This is a genomic window from Ruegeria sp. THAF33 (genome assembly GCF_009363615.1).
Taxonomy (GTDB): domain Bacteria; phylum Pseudomonadota; class Alphaproteobacteria; order Rhodobacterales; family Rhodobacteraceae; genus Ruegeria.
Genome location: NZ_CP045385.1, coordinates 396,161 through 412,888 on the forward strand (window position 1 = coordinate 396,161; position 16,728 = coordinate 412,888).

At 55.6% G+C, this 16,728-nt stretch carries 16 protein-coding genes; 10 read left to right on the forward strand and 6 right to left on the reverse strand.

Going from position 1 to position 16,728, the window contains the following annotated elements; all coding sequences use genetic code 11:
- Positions 1 to 166: 166 nt before the first annotated feature.
- The 4 genes from FIU92_RS23050 to FIU92_RS19035 form a co-directional block, all read right to left on the reverse strand.
- Positions 167 to 991 (reverse strand): hypothetical protein, encoded by an 825-nt coding sequence (locus FIU92_RS23050; RefSeq protein ID WP_254705410.1) that lies wholly within the window; start codon positions 989 to 991, stop codon positions 167 to 169.
- 155 nt (positions 992 to 1,146) lie between these two features.
- Entirely contained in the window at positions 1,147 to 2,037 is an 891-nt protein-coding gene (locus tag FIU92_RS19025) for a cation diffusion facilitator family transporter (protein ID WP_305794679.1), read from the reverse strand.
- Between the two features lie 164 nt (positions 2,038 to 2,201).
- On the reverse strand, positions 2,202 to 3,110 hold the full coding sequence (locus FIU92_RS19030) for a cytochrome c (RefSeq protein ID WP_152460288.1): 909 nt from the start codon (positions 3,108 to 3,110) through the stop codon (positions 2,202 to 2,204).
- 13 nt (positions 3,111 to 3,123) lie between these two features.
- The gene (locus FIU92_RS19035) at positions 3,124 to 3,591 is read right to left on the reverse strand and encodes a cytochrome c (RefSeq protein ID WP_152460289.1); all 468 of its coding nucleotides are present in this window, start codon (positions 3,589 to 3,591) and stop codon (positions 3,124 to 3,126) included.
- 86 nt (positions 3,592 to 3,677) lie between these two features.
- Between FIU92_RS19035 and FIU92_RS19040 the strand changes: the two genes are divergently transcribed.
- From FIU92_RS19040 to FIU92_RS19050, 3 genes are all read left to right on the forward strand, one after another.
- Complete coding sequence (locus tag FIU92_RS19040) at positions 3,678 to 4,523, forward strand: LysR family transcriptional regulator (protein WP_152460290.1); 846 nt, start codon at positions 3,678 to 3,680, stop codon at positions 4,521 to 4,523.
- Positions 4,524 to 5,032: 509 nt separating this feature from the next.
- Positions 5,033 to 6,175 (forward strand): sensor histidine kinase, encoded by a 1,143-nt coding sequence (locus FIU92_RS19045; protein WP_216646611.1) that lies wholly within the window; start codon positions 5,033 to 5,035, stop codon positions 6,173 to 6,175.
- Entirely contained in the window at positions 6,172 to 6,819 is a 648-nt protein-coding gene (locus FIU92_RS19050) for a response regulator transcription factor (protein ID WP_152460292.1), read from the forward strand. The genes FIU92_RS19045 and FIU92_RS19050 overlap by 4 nt, the downstream gene beginning before the upstream one ends.
- Before the next feature lie 237 nt (positions 6,820 to 7,056).
- On the opposite strand, the gene FIU92_RS19055 is transcribed toward FIU92_RS19050, so the two are convergent.
- Positions 7,057 to 7,980 (reverse strand): LysR family transcriptional regulator, encoded by a 924-nt coding sequence (locus FIU92_RS19055; RefSeq protein WP_152460293.1) that lies wholly within the window; start codon positions 7,978 to 7,980, stop codon positions 7,057 to 7,059.
- 117 nt (positions 7,981 to 8,097) lie between these two features.
- Between FIU92_RS19055 and FIU92_RS19060 the strand changes: the two genes are divergently transcribed.
- The 3 genes from FIU92_RS19060 to FIU92_RS19070 are packed head-to-tail and all read left to right on the forward strand — an operon-like array spanning position 8,098 to position 10,727.
- Positions 8,098 to 8,724 (forward strand): pyridoxamine 5'-phosphate oxidase family protein, encoded by a 627-nt coding sequence (locus FIU92_RS19060; RefSeq protein WP_152460294.1) that lies wholly within the window; start codon positions 8,098 to 8,100, stop codon positions 8,722 to 8,724.
- 58 nt (positions 8,725 to 8,782) lie between these two features.
- Positions 8,783 to 9,763 (forward strand): alpha/beta fold hydrolase, encoded by a 981-nt coding sequence (locus tag FIU92_RS19065; RefSeq protein ID WP_152460295.1) that lies wholly within the window; start codon positions 8,783 to 8,785, stop codon positions 9,761 to 9,763.
- 55 nt (positions 9,764 to 9,818) lie between these two features.
- Positions 9,819 to 10,727 carry a PhzF family phenazine biosynthesis protein gene (locus FIU92_RS19070; protein WP_152460296.1) on the forward strand — a complete coding sequence of 303 codons (909 nt, stop codon included), beginning with the start codon at positions 9,819 to 9,821 and terminating at the stop codon, positions 10,725 to 10,727.
- Positions 10,728 to 10,904: 177 nt separating this feature from the next.
- On the opposite strand, the gene FIU92_RS19075 is transcribed toward FIU92_RS19070, so the two are convergent.
- Positions 10,905 to 12,125, reverse strand: coding sequence for an adenylate/guanylate cyclase domain-containing protein (locus FIU92_RS19075; protein WP_152460297.1), 1,221 nt, complete (start codon positions 12,123 to 12,125; stop codon positions 10,905 to 10,907).
- 349 nt (positions 12,126 to 12,474) lie between these two features.
- Between FIU92_RS19075 and FIU92_RS19080 the strand changes: the two genes are divergently transcribed.
- The 4 genes from FIU92_RS19080 (at position 12,475) to FIU92_RS19095 (ending at position 16,719) form a co-directional block, all read left to right on the forward strand.
- Positions 12,475 to 13,500: a LacI family DNA-binding transcriptional regulator gene (locus FIU92_RS19080; protein WP_152460298.1), complete on the forward strand. Its 1,026-nt coding sequence runs from the start codon at positions 12,475 to 12,477 to the stop codon at positions 13,498 to 13,500.
- Positions 13,501 to 13,595: 95 nt separating this feature from the next.
- A complete protein-coding gene (locus FIU92_RS19085; protein ID WP_152460299.1) occupies positions 13,596 to 14,900 on the forward strand; it encodes a sugar ABC transporter substrate-binding protein in 1,305 nt (434 codons plus the stop codon).
- Positions 14,901 to 15,009: 109 nt separating this feature from the next.
- The gene (locus FIU92_RS19090; RefSeq protein ID WP_152460300.1) at positions 15,010 to 15,876 is read left to right on the forward strand and encodes a carbohydrate ABC transporter permease; all 867 of its coding nucleotides are present in this window, start codon (positions 15,010 to 15,012) and stop codon (positions 15,874 to 15,876) included.
- Between the two features lie 12 nt (positions 15,877 to 15,888).
- Positions 15,889 to 16,719 (forward strand): carbohydrate ABC transporter permease, encoded by an 831-nt coding sequence (locus FIU92_RS19095; protein ID WP_152460301.1) that lies wholly within the window; start codon positions 15,889 to 15,891, stop codon positions 16,717 to 16,719.
- Positions 16,720 to 16,728 lie beyond the last annotated feature (9 nt).

Consider the following 16,728-nt stretch of genomic DNA (forward strand, 5'->3'; position numbering starts at 1 on the left):
ATTGGTGACCGTGCCATTCATGTTAGGGGGGACTTTGAGCCAACACCTTGGGCAAGAAGCCATTGATCCCAATGCAGTACGCCGATATCCGCTGGCAAAGCCGATAAGAAAAGGCGGCCTCTGACGATGAGAAGCCGCCTTTTGTCTTTCGTTCTGACGTAGTTGCCTAGTTGCCTGCCGACTGCAATCTCCGACGGTCAGCGGCGGTTGCATTTCTCTCAACGACAGTCCGATTGTACGGGTCTTTCAACTCATAACGGCCAAACTCGATCTCTTCTTTCCAGCCATTGGCATAGTTTACTTCGATATTGTTGCCCTGGCGTTCGATTTTTGTGGGTCGACTTCCAGCAGTGCCGCCTTGCCCTGAAGAGCGCACGTTGTCGATGGAGATACCATTAGCCAATGACCGGAGCCTTGAGACATCGGCGCCTGTCGCCAGCCGTTCTTCCACAGTGCGGTTCTGAGCATTCTTTCTTTCATACCGACCGTTTTCGATTTCTTCCTTGGTTCCATCGGCATAGCGCACTTCGATGCCGTTGGCGTTCGTCTCAACCTTCGTTATGCCGGCCGAGCGCGATGATCCGCCGCCTGACCGGGATTGATCCTTTTTGCCGCTTCCTCGATTTGAACGCTTCGAGTCATCGTCGTCATCGTCATCGTCATCGTCATCGTCGTCGCGACCACCTTTGCCGGATCCGGAATTGTCGCCCCGATCATCGTCGCGGTCATCGTCCCTGTCGTCGTCGCGATCACCACCGCGACCACTGTTGCCCGACCCCGAGTTGTCGTCCCGTTCGCCGCCACGATCATCCCCCCGGTCGTCATCGCCACCATCTCCATCTTTTCCGCTGCCGCTTTTGGCAAAGGCATAGGCTAGTTCAAGGTGCAGGCGACCTTCCGTGTCAAACTTCGGCACGTAAGGCGTCGCGGCAATCAACGAAGCCAGAGCTGCTGTGCTGAGAAGCTGGCCCAGTTTTCCTTGAAGTTTCATTTTTCGCCTCCAGTTCTGTTCGACCCAATTCATGGTGTCGGTGACAGATTATCCGGGGCTATGCGTCCCGACATCGGGCTTAGGTCTGATGAATTGCAAGCCGAACGTCCCATCCATGACCACGACTTGCGTCGCATTCGGTTGCACCGAGTGGCTTAAGAAACCTGGCTGGGTTTTGCTCCGTTGCCCTTCAGTTCGTCATCGGGTTCGAGATGAATGAAAAAGACAGAACCCGGATAAAGACGTTCCAATGCGTGTTCGACTTCATTGCAGATGTCATGGGCCGCGCTGACCGACATTGCGCCGTCCACAACGAGGTGAAACTCGACGAAGATGACATTCGCGGATCTACGCCCCTTGAGGTCGTGATATTCCAGCGCAGCACCTAGGTTGCTTTCAATGGTGCTGGAAACAACCTGCAAGTCATGGTCAGAAAGGCTTACATCCATCAGCCCGTCAACGGACGCACGAATGACTTTCCAACCTTCCCACAGGATGTTCAGCGCGACCAGTATCGCAAGGATCGGGTCAAGGATCAGCCAGCCGGTGACAAGTGCAAGTATAAGCCCCGCGATGACACCCGCTGACGTCATGACGTCTGTAAAAATGTGCCGCGAGCTTGCCTCCAATGCAGGTGAACCCTCACGCCTGCCGATTTTGAGTAACAAGTAGGCCCATGCGCCATTCACGCCCGTTGCAATGACATTGACGGCGATTCCAAGAAAAGGCGCATCCTCAAGATGTGGGGTGGGAAGTGCCAGCACGGCCTCTCTGATGATCAAGAACGCCGCCAACACAATCAATGCGCCTTCGACGACAGCGGAAAGATACTCGGCTTTCTTGTGACCAAAGGGGTGGTTTTCATCAGGGGGCTTGTTTGCGACCCGAACCGCAAAATAAGCCAGCAGGGCCGCTGCGACGTTGACGGTGGATTCCATCGCGTCCGACAACAACGCCACCGAACCTGTCAGCCACCAGGCCAGCAGCTTCAGGGCCAGTACCGCCAGGGATATCGGAATGGACCAAAGAGCGATTTTTTGTGTCATTTGGCCACGACCCTCAATCAATCATGAACAGAAACGCGGGCGCGTGCTGCGTTCCGGTGCCCAGAACGTAAAACAGGAGTTTGGCGAAAAGGGAATAGGCCTTGCGGCTTCGTGCTGACGGCTGGCAAGGACATCTGGCATCGGCCGCATGGCGCCAAAGAGGGTTACTCTAACGGCGAGCCTGTCGGTGACGCGGGCACGGCCTTGAGATAGGCCGCAATCGCCAGACGGTCGTCATCCGTAAGGCGGGATGTGTTTTCGATGACTTCCACCATCTCACCACCCGCGCTGTCATAATCCGGCGTGAAGCCGGATTTCAGATATTCGGCAATATCAGCCTCGGACCAATCCAGTTGGGCAGAAGTCAGACCGGGGATGCGTCCCTTTCCGCTGGGGTTTGGCGCACCTGTCAGCCAGAGATCGCGTTTCAGGCCTCCTAACCCGTTACGCGGCGTGTGGCATTCTGCGCAATGTCCCAACGCCTCTACCAGGTACCGGCCTTGAATTTGCTGGTCAGTCAGATCGCCTTGCACAACCCAGCCCGGTTTCAGATACAACAGCTTCCACCCGCCCAGCCCACGTCGAATATTGAAAGGAAAGCCAACCTCGTGCGCTGCGCTTTGGGTTGGAACCGCCGGCAGAGTACCGAGGAAGGCATGCAGTGAAACAACGTCCTCGGCTGACATGTTGGCGTAGGACGTATAGGGAAATGCGGGAAAATAGTGCTGTCCTTCGGGGCCGGTCCCGTGAAGCAAAGCATTGGCCAGATCCAATGCGGACCACGACCCGATGCCGGCAACCGGATCACTGGATATGTTCGGGGCTATGAACGTGCCGAAATCCGACGCAAACCGACGACCGCCAGCGAGCACCAGCTTTTCCTCACCCGTTGCGTTCGGTGCAGAATGACAGGACGCGCATCCAGCCGCGTAAAACACCGCCTCACCTCGACTGAGATCAGGGACAATCCCGTTCAGTTGTGTCTGGTCAACTGTTTTCGGACGGGTCAGCACCAAACCGACCAACCCGACCAGTACAGCGATACCTGCGGCGAAAATGAACAAACGCCGCATGGCCAGCGCTCCTTTAGTCTTTCGGCGCCCTGTAAGCTTTGTGACAGGCCGAGCACGATCCGCCCAGATCACCCATCGCCGCCTTCAGGGCATCGACATCCTGGCCTGCCGCCGCTTGCATCGCAACCGCGGCTTCGGCCATGGCCTGACCCTTTGCGCTTACATCCGGGAAGTTCTCCCAGATGGCTGGCAAGGCTCGGGTGGACGGGTCGGACGCATTGTCGGATCCGGCAGGCCACATCGCAGATTGATCGATCTGCGTCAGAACAACCAGGTTGTTTGCGGCCCGTGTTGCTGCTTCGGCATCATATTCAACCTCTCCCTTGGCCATGCCGCCCAATGTGCCAAGGTTGAAGGCATAAAGCTGCATGATTGAGGTCCGAGCCTTCACCGCAGGATTTTCGCTTTCATGGGCGATGGCTGATCCAATGATGGCTACCGACAACAAACCTGTAGCAACGGCCGGGATTTTCTTGATCATTGTGCGTCTCCCTGTTCAATGCGTCGGATATTAACCTGAACAATTTTTCTTGTAATTGTTTGTTATTCGTCGTTCCTTGTTAATTTATGCACAACCAAAACTGGGATGATCTTCGATACGCGCTGGCCGTAAGGAAACACGGATCACTGAATGCGGCTGCCGGGGCGCTGGGTGTCACTCATGCAACGGTGCTGCGCAGAGTCGCCGCGCTTGAAAAACGTTTTGGATGCGTGATCTTTCAAAAACACCCGTCAGGGTACACCGCCCTGCCCGAGGCCAGAGCAATTCTTTCGGCGATGGAAAGCGTTGAAGAGGCCGTACTTTCCGTAGAGCGGGCAATAGTGGGGGCAAACCGGTCCCCCGCGGGTCAGGTCCGCATTGCGTCCACGGACAGCCTTTGCCAGCTTGTACTGCCCCAAATACTGACCGAGATATCGCGGCTCTACCCCGACTTGGAACTGACTTTGTTAAGCGGCAACAGCCATCATGATCTGTCGAGGCTGACCGCGGACATCGCCGTGCGACCCTCGATCAAACTTGAAGAAGGGCTTGTCAGCGAACGTGCAGGAACCCTGTCATTCGGCGTTTTTGACGACGGTTCCCCAAACCGAAAATGGATGAGGCTTGATGGGGCGTTGAGTCGCTCGCTTCCCGCCAAATGGCTGGCCGAACATGTCAGTGCCGATGAAATGGCCAACGGGGCAGACAGCTTTTTGGTGCTTCAGCAGATGGCGGCCTCCGGGGCGGGCAAAGCGTTTCTGCCCTCGTTTATTGGGAATGCGGATCCTCGGCTTCATCGGTCGTCAGAAATTGATCCCGGAATAGATGTTCCGCTCTGGGTGGCGACTCTGGACGAGATAGCGCGCACTCCCAGATTTGCCATTGTGCAAAGAGCTTTGGTTGAACGCCTGTCCATTGCTCTGCCGGGGTGACAAAAAAATACTCGCCCGTAGGTGTGGCTCCTCCGAGGACGGCTTTGGGCCGATGCGCTGGTCGTCTGGACGGAGTTTTGAGCGAACTCCGTGTACCTCCTGCAAGGCCACGCGTGCCTTCTGTCCGCCGCCTGCGCGATTGCGCGATCAAGGGGTCGACATGATCCAAATTCTGAAACGGAACGCTGATGAGTTCAGACCAAGGTCGGTGGTGCGGTCAGGGATTGTCGTTCATAGTTGAACACGAAATGAGACCCGAGATTTCCGATCTGTCAGTTCGCAATTGGTCATTGTCGCGAGTTTTCCTTGCGGCCTGCATTGTCGTGATGGGAACGGCCACCGCGATAGTTGGCGTATGGGTGTCAAATCGGATCGAGAATGCAGTTGTGCAAAATTCTGCCAATTCCGCAGCGCTGTATATGGAGAGCATCGTATCCCCTCTCAGCCAGGAACTTGCATACGGGGATCGTCTTTCCGATCAAGCGAGGCGGGCGCTGGACGAAATATTCATGACCCAGCCAATGCGGGACCGCATTGTGTCCTTCAAGTTTTGGAAACAAGGCGGCGTGATCGCGCACGCGTCGGATCCAACCATCATTGGACGCCGTTTCGACCCGACTGACGATCTGAGCCGAGCCTGGAGCGGAGAGATTTCGGGTTCTTTCGAAGATCTCGACCATGCTGAAAGCGCCGCAGAAGCAGCACTTGGGATCCCGCTACTTGAAGTGTACAGCCCGATCCGAGAACTCTGGTCAGGAGATATCATTGCAGTTGCAGAGTTTTACGAGAAAGCTGAACAGCTGGAAGTTGATATGGCCAGAGCCCGCCGGACAAGCTGGCTGGTCGTCGGGTCAGCATTTACAGCAAGTACAATCGTGCTGTTTTCCATCGTGGCAATCGGTGACAACACCATTCGACGTCAGGGGCGCCTGTTGGAGCGGCGTCTGAAAGAGAGTGAGCAGATGGCAGAGCAGAACGCCAGGCTGCGGTCGCGCGTGGTCGAAGCGTCGGAACGATATGCCACGCAAACAGACCGATTTCTGAAGAAGCTTGGTTCCGAGCTTCACGACGGTCCCGCTCAATATCTGTCCCTCGCAGCCCTCAGGTTGGAGGCGGCATTCTCGGACAGGCCTGAAAAGCCTGCGGAGGCCGAGGAGATTCAACAGTCTTTGCAGAAGTCCTTGGCCGAAATTCGAGCGTTGTCGCGGGGGTTGTCCGCTCCGGACATCGACAATCTGGCGCTGATTGATGTGGTGAAAAGAGCGATAGAAGATCACTCGGAACACAGCCCATTGCGGCCGGATGTTTCACTTCAGGGAAGCCAGACGATCGAGTTGTCCGTGTCCGACAAGCTGTGTGTTTTCCGGTTCCTTCAGGAAACGCTTTCCAATGCCGCCAGGTATGCTCCGAATTCTCGATGCACCGTCATTTGCGAGGCGCATAACGATCGGGTCGTCATTCATGTCAACGATGAGGGGCCCGGATTTGACCCCTCGGACGGAAAAGTACTGCGTGACGATGGAGGCCAGGGGCTCTTGGGCTTGCGAGATCGGGTTGAGAGTATCGGCGGCAGGTTCGAAGTCAGGTCAAGCCCTGGCAAAGGCACCTCTGTCACAATGACACTATTTCCCAGAAAGATGAGTACGTCATGACAACATCTGTCGTAATAGCGGATGATCACCCGATTTTCAGGGACGGTTTGCACCGGACATTGGACGAAGCCGATGGGTTCGAAGTTCTCGCTGCCGGCTCGAGCGCGGATGAGGCAATTTCACTTGTCGGCATTCATCAACCTGACATCGCCATCCTTGATCTTTCGATGCCCGGGGGCGGCATTAGTGCGACGCGAAAAATCGCGGCCATGGCAAACCCGCCATTCATCGCGATACTGACGGTCTCGGAAAACAACAGTGACGTTGCGGATGCTTTGGAAGCAGGGGCAATCGGCTACATCGTCAAAGGTGTGACGGCTAGCGAACTGACGGCTTCACTGCGCAGCATCGCCGCAGGTGAAGGATTCGTGTCACCCGGGTTGGCCTCGCGCGTGCTGCTTCAGATCAACAGAGAGGCAGAAGCTTCCAAAGACGGTGATGTTCTGGATGATCTCACGCATCGCGAGGAAGAAATACTTCGACGTGTGGCGAAGGGGATGAGCAATCGGGAGATCGCAGATCAACTGGATCTTCAGGAAAAAACCGTAAAGCACTATATGACGGCAATCCTGTCCAAGCTCCACGCCCGAAACCGGGTCGAGGCCGCGCTGATCGCGCACGATGCTTGGGGCAAGACCGACTAAACCATGGGTCAAACGTGATTGCATGCTCAATGCGGGCCCTATCACTTCGAAAAACGCGTGCACCCGGGATCTAAGATTTCAGTTTCGTGCCGGCAGATCCAGTTGGTGGCAAGCTTTGTTGCACATGTTCGCCCTTGCGCTGTACCACCTCAAAGCGCATGCCCAAAGTGATCTGTCGGTCAGGGCCCTGGCGACACTGGCCGCGACCGGATGGCGTGGTTCGGCGGATCTTTTGGCCTAACTCTCAGGCCTGTGTTGGAATCCATCCAAATAGGGGTCGGATTTGAGACGCTTGGCCGCAAAATCGACAAAGGCGCGCACTTTTGCAGACACGGTGCGGCCCTCTTGATGCACGAGATGGATGGGGATCTCGGGTGGTTCATACGAATTCAGAACGGTTCTGAGCCGCCCCTCCGCAACGTAGGGTGCAACCTGATAGGATAAAAGCCGCCCGATGCCATGCCCTTGCAGCGCCAGCTCGATCACCGCGTCATTGGTGTTCATGCTGATGCGCGGGTTCACGCGCTTTGTCACGACCGTTTCGCTTTTTTGAAAATGCCATTGGGCCGAGGCGTGCAGGGCAGTTGAGTTTATGATCGCATGATTGGCCAAGTCGTCGGGTGTGTCTGGTTCGCCGCGCGCATCGAGATATGCCGGAGCGGCAAACACGACCTGCCTCACCGCGCCGCATCTCACCGCCATCAGGCTTGAATCTGCAAGGTTTCCGATCCTGATGCCGACGTCGAGGCCCTCATCCACCAGATTGACCACGCGGTCCACATAGAGAGTGCGCGCGGAGAGCTTTGGATGCAGTTCCAGAAATTCACCCAGAATCGGAGTGACGAACATACGGCCGAACAACACCGATGCGGTCACGCTGAGTTCCCCGGTCGGTTCGGCATAGGATCCGACGGCGGCACGCTCTGCCTCCTCGAGATCCATCAAAATGCGTCTGGCATCTTCAAAAAACCTTCGCCCGCTGTCCGTCAGCATGACTGATCGCGTGGTGCGCACAAAAAGACGAAGCCCCAGGCTGTCCTCCAGCATGGAGACCAGTCGGGTTACCGTTGGTGGCGACATATTGAGGTGGCGCGCTGCGGCAGCAAAGCCATTCAGCTCGGCCACCTTCACAAAAACGCTCAGTGCGTGAAATCTATCCAAACAACTATTCCATATTTTGGAATAATATATTGCCAAATAGGGATATTCTGCAACACCAAGGCTTTGACTAGCTTCACCTCAACCCCAGGGCTCTGCCCGGTTGAGACGGAGAATTCAATGACACGCCCATTTGCAGAAATCAGTTTTACGCCTTCCGTACGTGCAACACAGGCCAAGAACGGATCGGCTGAAGGCTACGCAAAGTTTCTGGCCGGCGCCGTTCAGGAAGACCTCATCAGCCCGGTCGAAGCCAGCTTCATCGCACAAAGGGACGGCTTCTATCAGGCGACCGCCTCTGAAACCGGCTGGCCTTATGTTCAATTCCGCGGCGGACCGGCAGGCTTTCTGAAAGTGCTGGATGAACGGACGCTGGCCTACGCAGATTTTCGCGGCAACCGGCAATATCTGAGCGCAGGTAACCTGCTGAACAACGACCGCATTTCTCTGATCCTGATGGACTATCCCAACCGGAGACGCCTCAAGATCTGGGGCCGGGCGAAACTTGTTGATGGCGCGGATGATCCGGCCCTGATGCAACGTTTGCATGACCCGAATTACAGGGGCCACCCAGAGCGGGCCATTGTGATCAAGCTTGAAGCGATGGACTGGAACTGCCCGCAGCACATCCCCCAACGCCTGACCCTGGAAGAGTTTGAAGAGCACATGGCGCCGCTTCGCGATGAACTGGCGGAACTGAAAGCTCAAAACGCAGAGCGCAACGAAAAGCCCGGCCATAAACGCTGACCGATGCTGAACCCCGCGCGTTCAGACGCGCCCCAAAACCCCAAGAAAGGAAATACCCATGTCGCGCAATTTGAAATCCATCCTCAGCGCCAGTCTTCTCGCGCTTACCATCGCGGTGCCATTAACTCCGGCCCCTGCAATCGCAAGTGAGACCGGCATTGAAGCCACCCAAGCGGTCAGTTTCCGCGCAGAAAAAATCGGCGAGGTCAATATCGCCTATCGTGAGGCCGGAGACCCGAGCAGGCCAACCGTTCTGTTGCTTCATGGGTTTCCGACCTCGTCACATATGTTCCGCAACCTTATCCCCGAGCTGGCCAAGCACTATCACGTGATTGCGCCCGATTTCCCCGGATTTGGGGCGTCGGACATGCCGCAAGCCGAAGATTTCGAGTATTCCTTTGCGAATATCGCCGAAATCATGACCTCCCTGCTGGATCGGAAGGGTGTCGATCAATACGCGGTCTATCTGATGGACTATGGTGCCCCGGTTGGATTCCGGATGTTTGCCGAACAGCCCGAACGGGTCACCGGCTTCGTCATTCAGAACGGCAATGCGTATGAGGAAGGGCTGCGTGAATTCTGGGACCCGATCAAAGCCTATTGGGCCGACCCCTCGAAAGAGAATGGCGACCAGCTTCGTGGGTTTCTTACTCTGGATGCGACCAAGTGGCAGTTCACCCACGGTGTACAGAGGCCGGAACTGATCAGCCCGGACAACTATTGGCACGTCCAATACCTGCTTGATCGCGAAGGCAATCAGGAGGTGCAACTTGAACTGTTCCTGGACTACGGCACCAACGTTGCCGAGTACCCGAAATGGCAGGCGTTGTTTCGTGAACATCAACCACCTGCGCTGCTGATGTGGGGTAAGAACGATCACATCTTTCCGGCCGAAGGCGCCCTACCCTATCAACGCGACCTGAAGGATCTTAAGTTTCACCTGCTCGATACCGGACACTTCGCGCTGGAGGAATATGGGCCTGAAATTGCGGAACGGATGACCGCATTCCTGAATCGCATCACCGCCACCGGCAACTGATGCGCAACTGGCCGCGCCTCGATCAAGGGCGCGGCCTCATGTTTGGAGACGATCAATGAACACGCAAGCAAACACTGCCAAGGAAGTCACGGTTGAAATCGTGCACGGGTTTGTCGGCGGTGGCACCGGAGGAAATCCCGCAGGCGTCGTTCTGGACGCTGATGATCTGAGCGCGCAAGATATGCAAACCGTGGCGGCAAGAGTTGGATTGTCCGAGACGGCGTTTGTCTCGCGATCCGAGACGGAAGGCTTCAAGCTGGATTTCTTCACACCGAACCGGCGCATCGCTCGTTGCGGTCATGCACAATCGCCGCCTTCTCTCACCTTGATGCGCTTGGCCGGATCCCCAGCCGATACGTCAAAGGAAACTATTGATGGCCCCAGGTGCATACTCACGAAAGACGGCGCCGCCTATATGGAACAATTGGCCCCACGCTACTCGGGTGCTCAGGAATGGATCGAAAAGGGCGTGAAACTCGACGATGTGCTGAGCTCTCTCGGGGTCGACAAAACTGACCTGGATCAGAGGTTTGCTCCGGTTTTGGTCAACACCGGCAACAGCTTCATCCTCGTCGGTCTTTCGGATGCGGCGAGCCTTGCCAAAATCAGACCAGATTTGGCCAAAATCAAGCAAATCAGCGAGCAACTGGATCTGATTGGCTATTATGTATTAACGAAAGACCCTTCAATCACCAGCCGGAACGCCACAACCCGTATGTTCGCACCCAGATACGCGATAGATGAAGAAGCCGCCACGTGGATGGCAGCCGGGCCACTTGCATGCGTGTTGCATGATTTCGGCGGCACGTCTCAGCGATCATTTGAAATCGAACAAGGGGTGTTTATGAACCCGGCAAGCCCGAGCCTGATAAAGGTCGAACTTGACATCGAGAATGGTGCGATCACGGGCCTCATGGCGGGTGGTTACGGAAAAGCCATGACCTCGGCCCGGATTGCTTTGTGACGCGAAAAGGCCAGGTGTGTCCGCAGCACCAGCTTTGGATGCGCCCAGGTCCTTGAGCGCGAATACGTCTCGTCGAAGGGTCCAGCGACGGGACCTTAGTCAGCGCGGTGCGAGGCCCGGTCGCCCGCAGCCCAAATTGAAACCGGCCATTGCGGACAATGTAGAAGCTTGCGATTCTCAATCCATGTTGTCCGGATCAATGTGGCGATCCGGCATGGGGCTGGCTTGATGCTCCTTTTCGACGAGAGAATACAGCTCGATGGATCCGGCAAGCCCTCGAACTTCGTGAAACCCGCAAGCAGAGAACAGTTCAGGCGAAGCCGCGGCAACAGCTGACGTCGCCAGAACTCTGTGGCCCAGGGATTTCGTCAATACCTCAATACGGCTTGCGAGGTTGACTGCCTTACCCAGAACAGTGAAATCCAGCCTGCCAGGGCTGCCGATATTGCCATAGCTGACCTGCCCGACATTGATCCCGATGCCTATGTCCAACGGCGGCTTCCGAGCCTCTTCGCGGCGATGGTTGAGTGCGGCCAAACCGGTCAATACGCTTTGAGCGGACCGTGCTGCCCTTTTGCATTGGTCGTTCAAATCTTGCTGTGTCGCGACGGTGAATATCGACAGAATGCCGTCTCCCATAAACTTGAGAATGTCGCCGCTATTCTCTTCGACAGACTGCACGACTAGATCAAAATATCCACTCAGCATGTCGAAAACGTCCTCTTCGGATGCCCTGTCCGAAAGAGCGGTGAAACCGCGCAGGTCAGAGAACATGACAACTGCGTCAAGGGTCGTGCGTTCCCCTCGCTTGATCCGCCCGTTCCACACAGCATCAGAGGGCCCATCGCCAAGATAGGTTCTCAGAAGACCTTTGGACGACTTGCGCATTGTGACCGGTTCCAGAGCAGAGGACAAAGCGGGCAATGCATCCTCAATCATTTTCAGATGCCGGGGTGAGAACCCTTCTGGCGACCGGGTGACAAAAGTGCAGCCGTGCAGCGATCCGTCTCCGTAATATAGCAGCGTAGCATAGTAATCGGTGCCACCCAGCTCGGCGAAATCAAGATATGATGAGTGCTCGGTCTTGGGATCCAATTGCCGTAGACTTTTGTGAAGTGGCTTCCGGTGTTCTAGAATGTATTCGAATGAGCTGCCGACATACCCATCCGTCAGCATGGTCTCATGTGTTACGTCATAGCTTTCGGTGCCATCCGGTGTCCAAACGATCCCCCATGCAATCAGCAGCGGATTGGCGAAACGCTGACCGATATTGACCCGCCAGAGCGGCACACCCGCCTCGATCAGAGACGAACAGAAATATGACACCACTTTTTCCGGGTCATCCGAACGACGCCCCTCGGCAATCATCCAATTGGTCAGTTGGGCAATAGCATCCATTGTTTAAAACCAATCGCTTAGATAAGATCGTCAAGAATTTGGGTTCAGCGTTCGATCATATTATTCTAGACTTTTTCTTACCCCGTCCAAGCCTGCTGTTCGGTCCACAGTTATCGGCCGTAAGCGCCGGCCAAGCCACACGCAGACCTTCCTGGATACGTTTTGCCAGCCTTGTCATCAATTTGAATGAATCTTGGAAAAAGTCCGGCGTCACTTTCGAAATCCCTTTGAACGCCTTGTCGCGCGCTGGTTGCACGAGGCCGCTCTGGCTATTGATTTATTAGCGCGCGCAAAGAATATGTAAATCTATGATAAGTTCACGACGAACAAAACCAGCAGGCAGACTGGCATGACCAAGATAAAGAATATGGAAGAGTTTGCAGCGCTCAGCGGCATCTCGCGCCCGACGGTATCCAAATACTTTCACGATCCCGACAGCGTTCGCCCCACGACGCGGGCCCGAATCGAAGAGGCGCTGGAACGGTTCGACTATCGCCCCAACATTTACGCGGTGAACCAGAACCGGAAGCTTACCAAGAATATCGGTATCGTCGTACCGTATCTGGCCGATCCGTTCTTTGCTGAAATCGCACGCTATCTGGAACAAAGCTGTATCGCGGCCGGATACCGTCCGTTCCTGTTCAGCTCTCATGGTGAACAAAAGCTGGAAAACGAAATTCTGGACGGGTTGCAATCCATGAAGCCGGCAGGTGTACTTTTGGCGCCTCTCGGACGCGTTTCGGACAGATCAGCAATAGAGAAATTCTGCGCCAATGTTCCGACGATCTTATTTGACAGTAATCTCGATGGTTTGGGGGCTGCATTCGTTGGTTCTGATAACTTCAGTTTTGTTTCGCAAACCGTCGAATACATGACCCGCACTGGTGAACCGCCCTCGTTTTTTGAAATGCGCACACCTGCGAACCCAAACGCCAACAAGCGGAGGAAAGCCTATATCAAAGTGATGGAACGTCTTGGGCTCGAGCCGCATATAATCAAAGTTGAAGGCAAAGGCTGGGCGTTTGAAGAAATCGGCCAAAGAGGGGCGCTGAAAGTTCTGGAAGAACGCGGTTTGCGAACCGACTCGGTACTATGCAGCAATGATCGACTGGCCATTGGCTTTCTTGCAGCTTGCTACAAACAGGGGATTCGCGTCGGTCGTGATGACAGTTGCGCGCTGCGCGTGGCCTCAAATGATGACCATCCCTTCGCGCAGTTCACTTGCCCATCCCTTACAACGGCGGCTCATGACTATGACAATGTTGCCGGTCGCAGCGTCGAAACCCTGTTTCAACTCATTGAAAGTGGAGGGAAATTCAAGACGCGATCAGAAACGTTGTTTCCCGCAAGACTGGTTTTGAGGGATTCCGCGTAACCTACAACTTTTAACGCGCGTAAAGTTTTTATTGACGCCGCGACAATTTACACACTACTTTCTGTGTACGGCATCCAAGCTCAGGGAGGACAAGGATGTATTTGAAGAACGCACTTCGTGCGGCGACGGCATTAACCTTTGTCGCAACGGCCGCGGCCCATGCAGAAACGATCACGATCGCAACCGTCAATAATGGCGACATGATTCGGATGCAGGGCTATACCGACAACTTTACCGAGGCGACTGGTATCGACGTGGAATGGGTGACGCTGGAGGAGAACGTCTTGCGTCAGCGTGTTACCACCGACATCACCACCAAGGGCGGTCAGTTCGATATCATGACCATCGGCATGTACGAAACGCCGATCTGGGGCGCGAATGGCTGGTTGGTTCCTTTGGATGGACTGTCAGAGGAATATGATGTCGGCGATCTGCTTCCTGCGATGGCGGGTGGCCTGAGCCATGAAGGCACGCTGTATGCCGCTCCGTTCTATGGCGAAAGCTCGATGATCATGTATCGCACCGATCTGATGGAAAAGGCCGGGATGGAGATGCCTGAGGCGCCGACATGGCAGTTTATCCGCGAGGCGGCGGCTGCGATGACGGACCGTGACAACGACATCAACGGCATCTGCCTGCGTGGCAAGGCGGGTTGGGGTGAAGGCGGTGCCTTTATCACCGTGACTGCGAATTCCTTTGGTGCGCGATGGTTTGATGAAGACTGGAAACCTCAGTTTGATCAGCCCGAATGGAAAGAGGCGCTGACCTTTTTTGTCGACATGATGAATGAATCCGGCCCTGCCGGTTACGCGACCAACGGCTTCAACGAAAACCTGTCGCTGTTCCAGCAGGGCAAGTGCGGAATGTGGATCGACGCCACTGTTGCGGCGTCCTTCGTGACAAATCCGGATGATTCAACTGTCGCGGACAAGGTCGGGTTTGCTCTGGCACCAAATTCGGAAGGCGTCGACAAGCGCGCCAACTGGCTGTGGGCCTGGGCACTGGCCATTCCGGCGGGAACCCAGAAAGAGGATGCAGCCAAGCAGTTCATCGAATGGGCTACTTCGAAGGACTACATCGAACTGGTGGCGGAAAACGAAGGTTGGGCCAATGTCCCTCCGGGCGCGCGTACCTCGCTTTATGAGAACGCGAACTACAAGGACATTCCGTTCGCCAAGATGACGCTCGAGTCGATCCTGTTGGCCGACCCGCAGAACTGTTGCGCCAAGCCAACACCCTATACTGGCATCCAGTTCGTTGCGATCCCGGAATTCGCAGGCATTGCCACACAGGTCAGTCAGGAATTCTCGGCGGTTTATGCCGGACAGCAGACTGTAGATGAAGCGCTTGAAAAGGCGCAGGCCTTTACGGCTGAAGAAATGGAAGCCGCAGGGTACTGAGGCATCCCTCCCAGTAGGGGACAGGTGATCTGTCCCCTGCTCTCTCCACTTCCACAACTCGCGTTTTTCTCGCAGGCTGAGTTACGCCTGAACAGAGAGGGTTTGCGTAATGGCTACTCAACACTCCCGATCCGTTGCTCGCCTGATGATGGCACCCGCAGTTGTCCTGCTGCTTGGCTGGATGCTCGTGCCATTGACGATGACGCTGTACTTTTCTTTCAAGAAATATCTGCCTCTGCGCGGGGGTGATCTGGGTTGGGTCGGGTTCGACAACTATGTCCGCTTTGTCTCGTCCAGCACATTCTGGCCCGCAGTGCAGGCAACACTGGTCATTGTTGGCGGTGTTCTGATCATAACCGTCATTCTCGGAATTCTGCTTGCCATGCTGCTGGATCAGCCGATGTGGGGGCAAGGCATTGTCCGAATCCTTGTCATCGCGCCGTTCTTCGTCATGCCCACCGTGTCTGCGCTGGTGTGGAAGAACATGTTTATGGACCCGGTCAATGGTTTGCTGGCCCATCTGTGGCGTTTTTTCGGGGCCGAGCCGATCTCGTGGTTGTCCGAGGCGTCGATGACCTCGATCATCATGATCGTTTCGTGGCAATGGCTGCCCTTTGCAACGCTGATCCTGTTGACCGCCATTCAGTCGCTGGACAGCGAGCAACTGGAAGCAGCCGAGATGGATGGTGCACCGCCGTTGAAGCGCTTTTATCACATCATTCTGCCGCATCTGGGCCGTGCGATCACCATTGTGATCCTGATCCAAACAATCTTTCTCTTGTCGATTTTCGCCGAGATCTTCGTGACCACAGGCGGCGCTTTCGGCACCCGTACACTCACCTACCTGATCTTCCAGCGCGTGTTGGAAAGCCAGAATGTCGGCCTTGGATCAGCCGGAGGTGTCTACGCAATCATCCTTGCCAATATAGTTGCGATCTTCCTGATGCGCATCGTCGGCAAGAACCTGGACGCGTGAGGAGGAAAACCCATGGCCCGCGCTGTCACATCCCGACGCAAATCGCTGAACACCGCCCTTGCCTGGGCTGTTGGACTGCTGATTTTCTTCCCGATCCTCTGGACGATCCTGACCAGCTTCAAAACCGAAGCGCAGGCCATTGCCAGCCCGCCCCTGTTTTTGAACTTTGACTGGACGCTGGAAAACTACGCCATCGTGCAGGAACGCTCGGACTATATGCGCTTCCTGTGGAATTCGGTGATCATCGCCGGTGGATCGACCATGCTGGGTGTGATCATCGCCGTGCCCGCCGCCTGGGCGATGGCGTTTGTTCCGTCCAAACGAACCAAGGACATCCTGTTGTGGATGCTGTCCACCAAGATGCTGCCAGCCGTAGGTGTGTTGTACCCGATCTACTTGCTGTTCATCCAACTGGGCCTTCTGGATACGCGCGGAGGGTTGGTCGTGGTGCTGATGCTGATCAACCTGCCGATCATCGTCTGGATGCTTTACACTTATTTCCGCGAAATTCCGGGTGAAATTCTGGAAGCTGCACGGATGGATGGGGCGACGCTGAAAGAGGAAATTCTCTATGTCCTAACCCCTATGGCCATTCCCGGCATCGCTTCGACCGTGTTGCTGAACTTTATCCTTGCGTGGAACGAGGCGTTCTGGACCCTCAATCTGACGGCTGTTGATGCGGCGCCACTGACCGCCTTCATCGCCAGTTATTCCAGCCCCGAGGGCCTGTTCTTTGCCAAGCTCAGCGCGGCCTCGACCATGGCAATTGCACCCATCCTGATCCTTGGCTGGTTCAGCCAGAAACAACTTGTCCGCGGCCTGACCTTCGGCGCTGTGAAATAAGGAGCATTC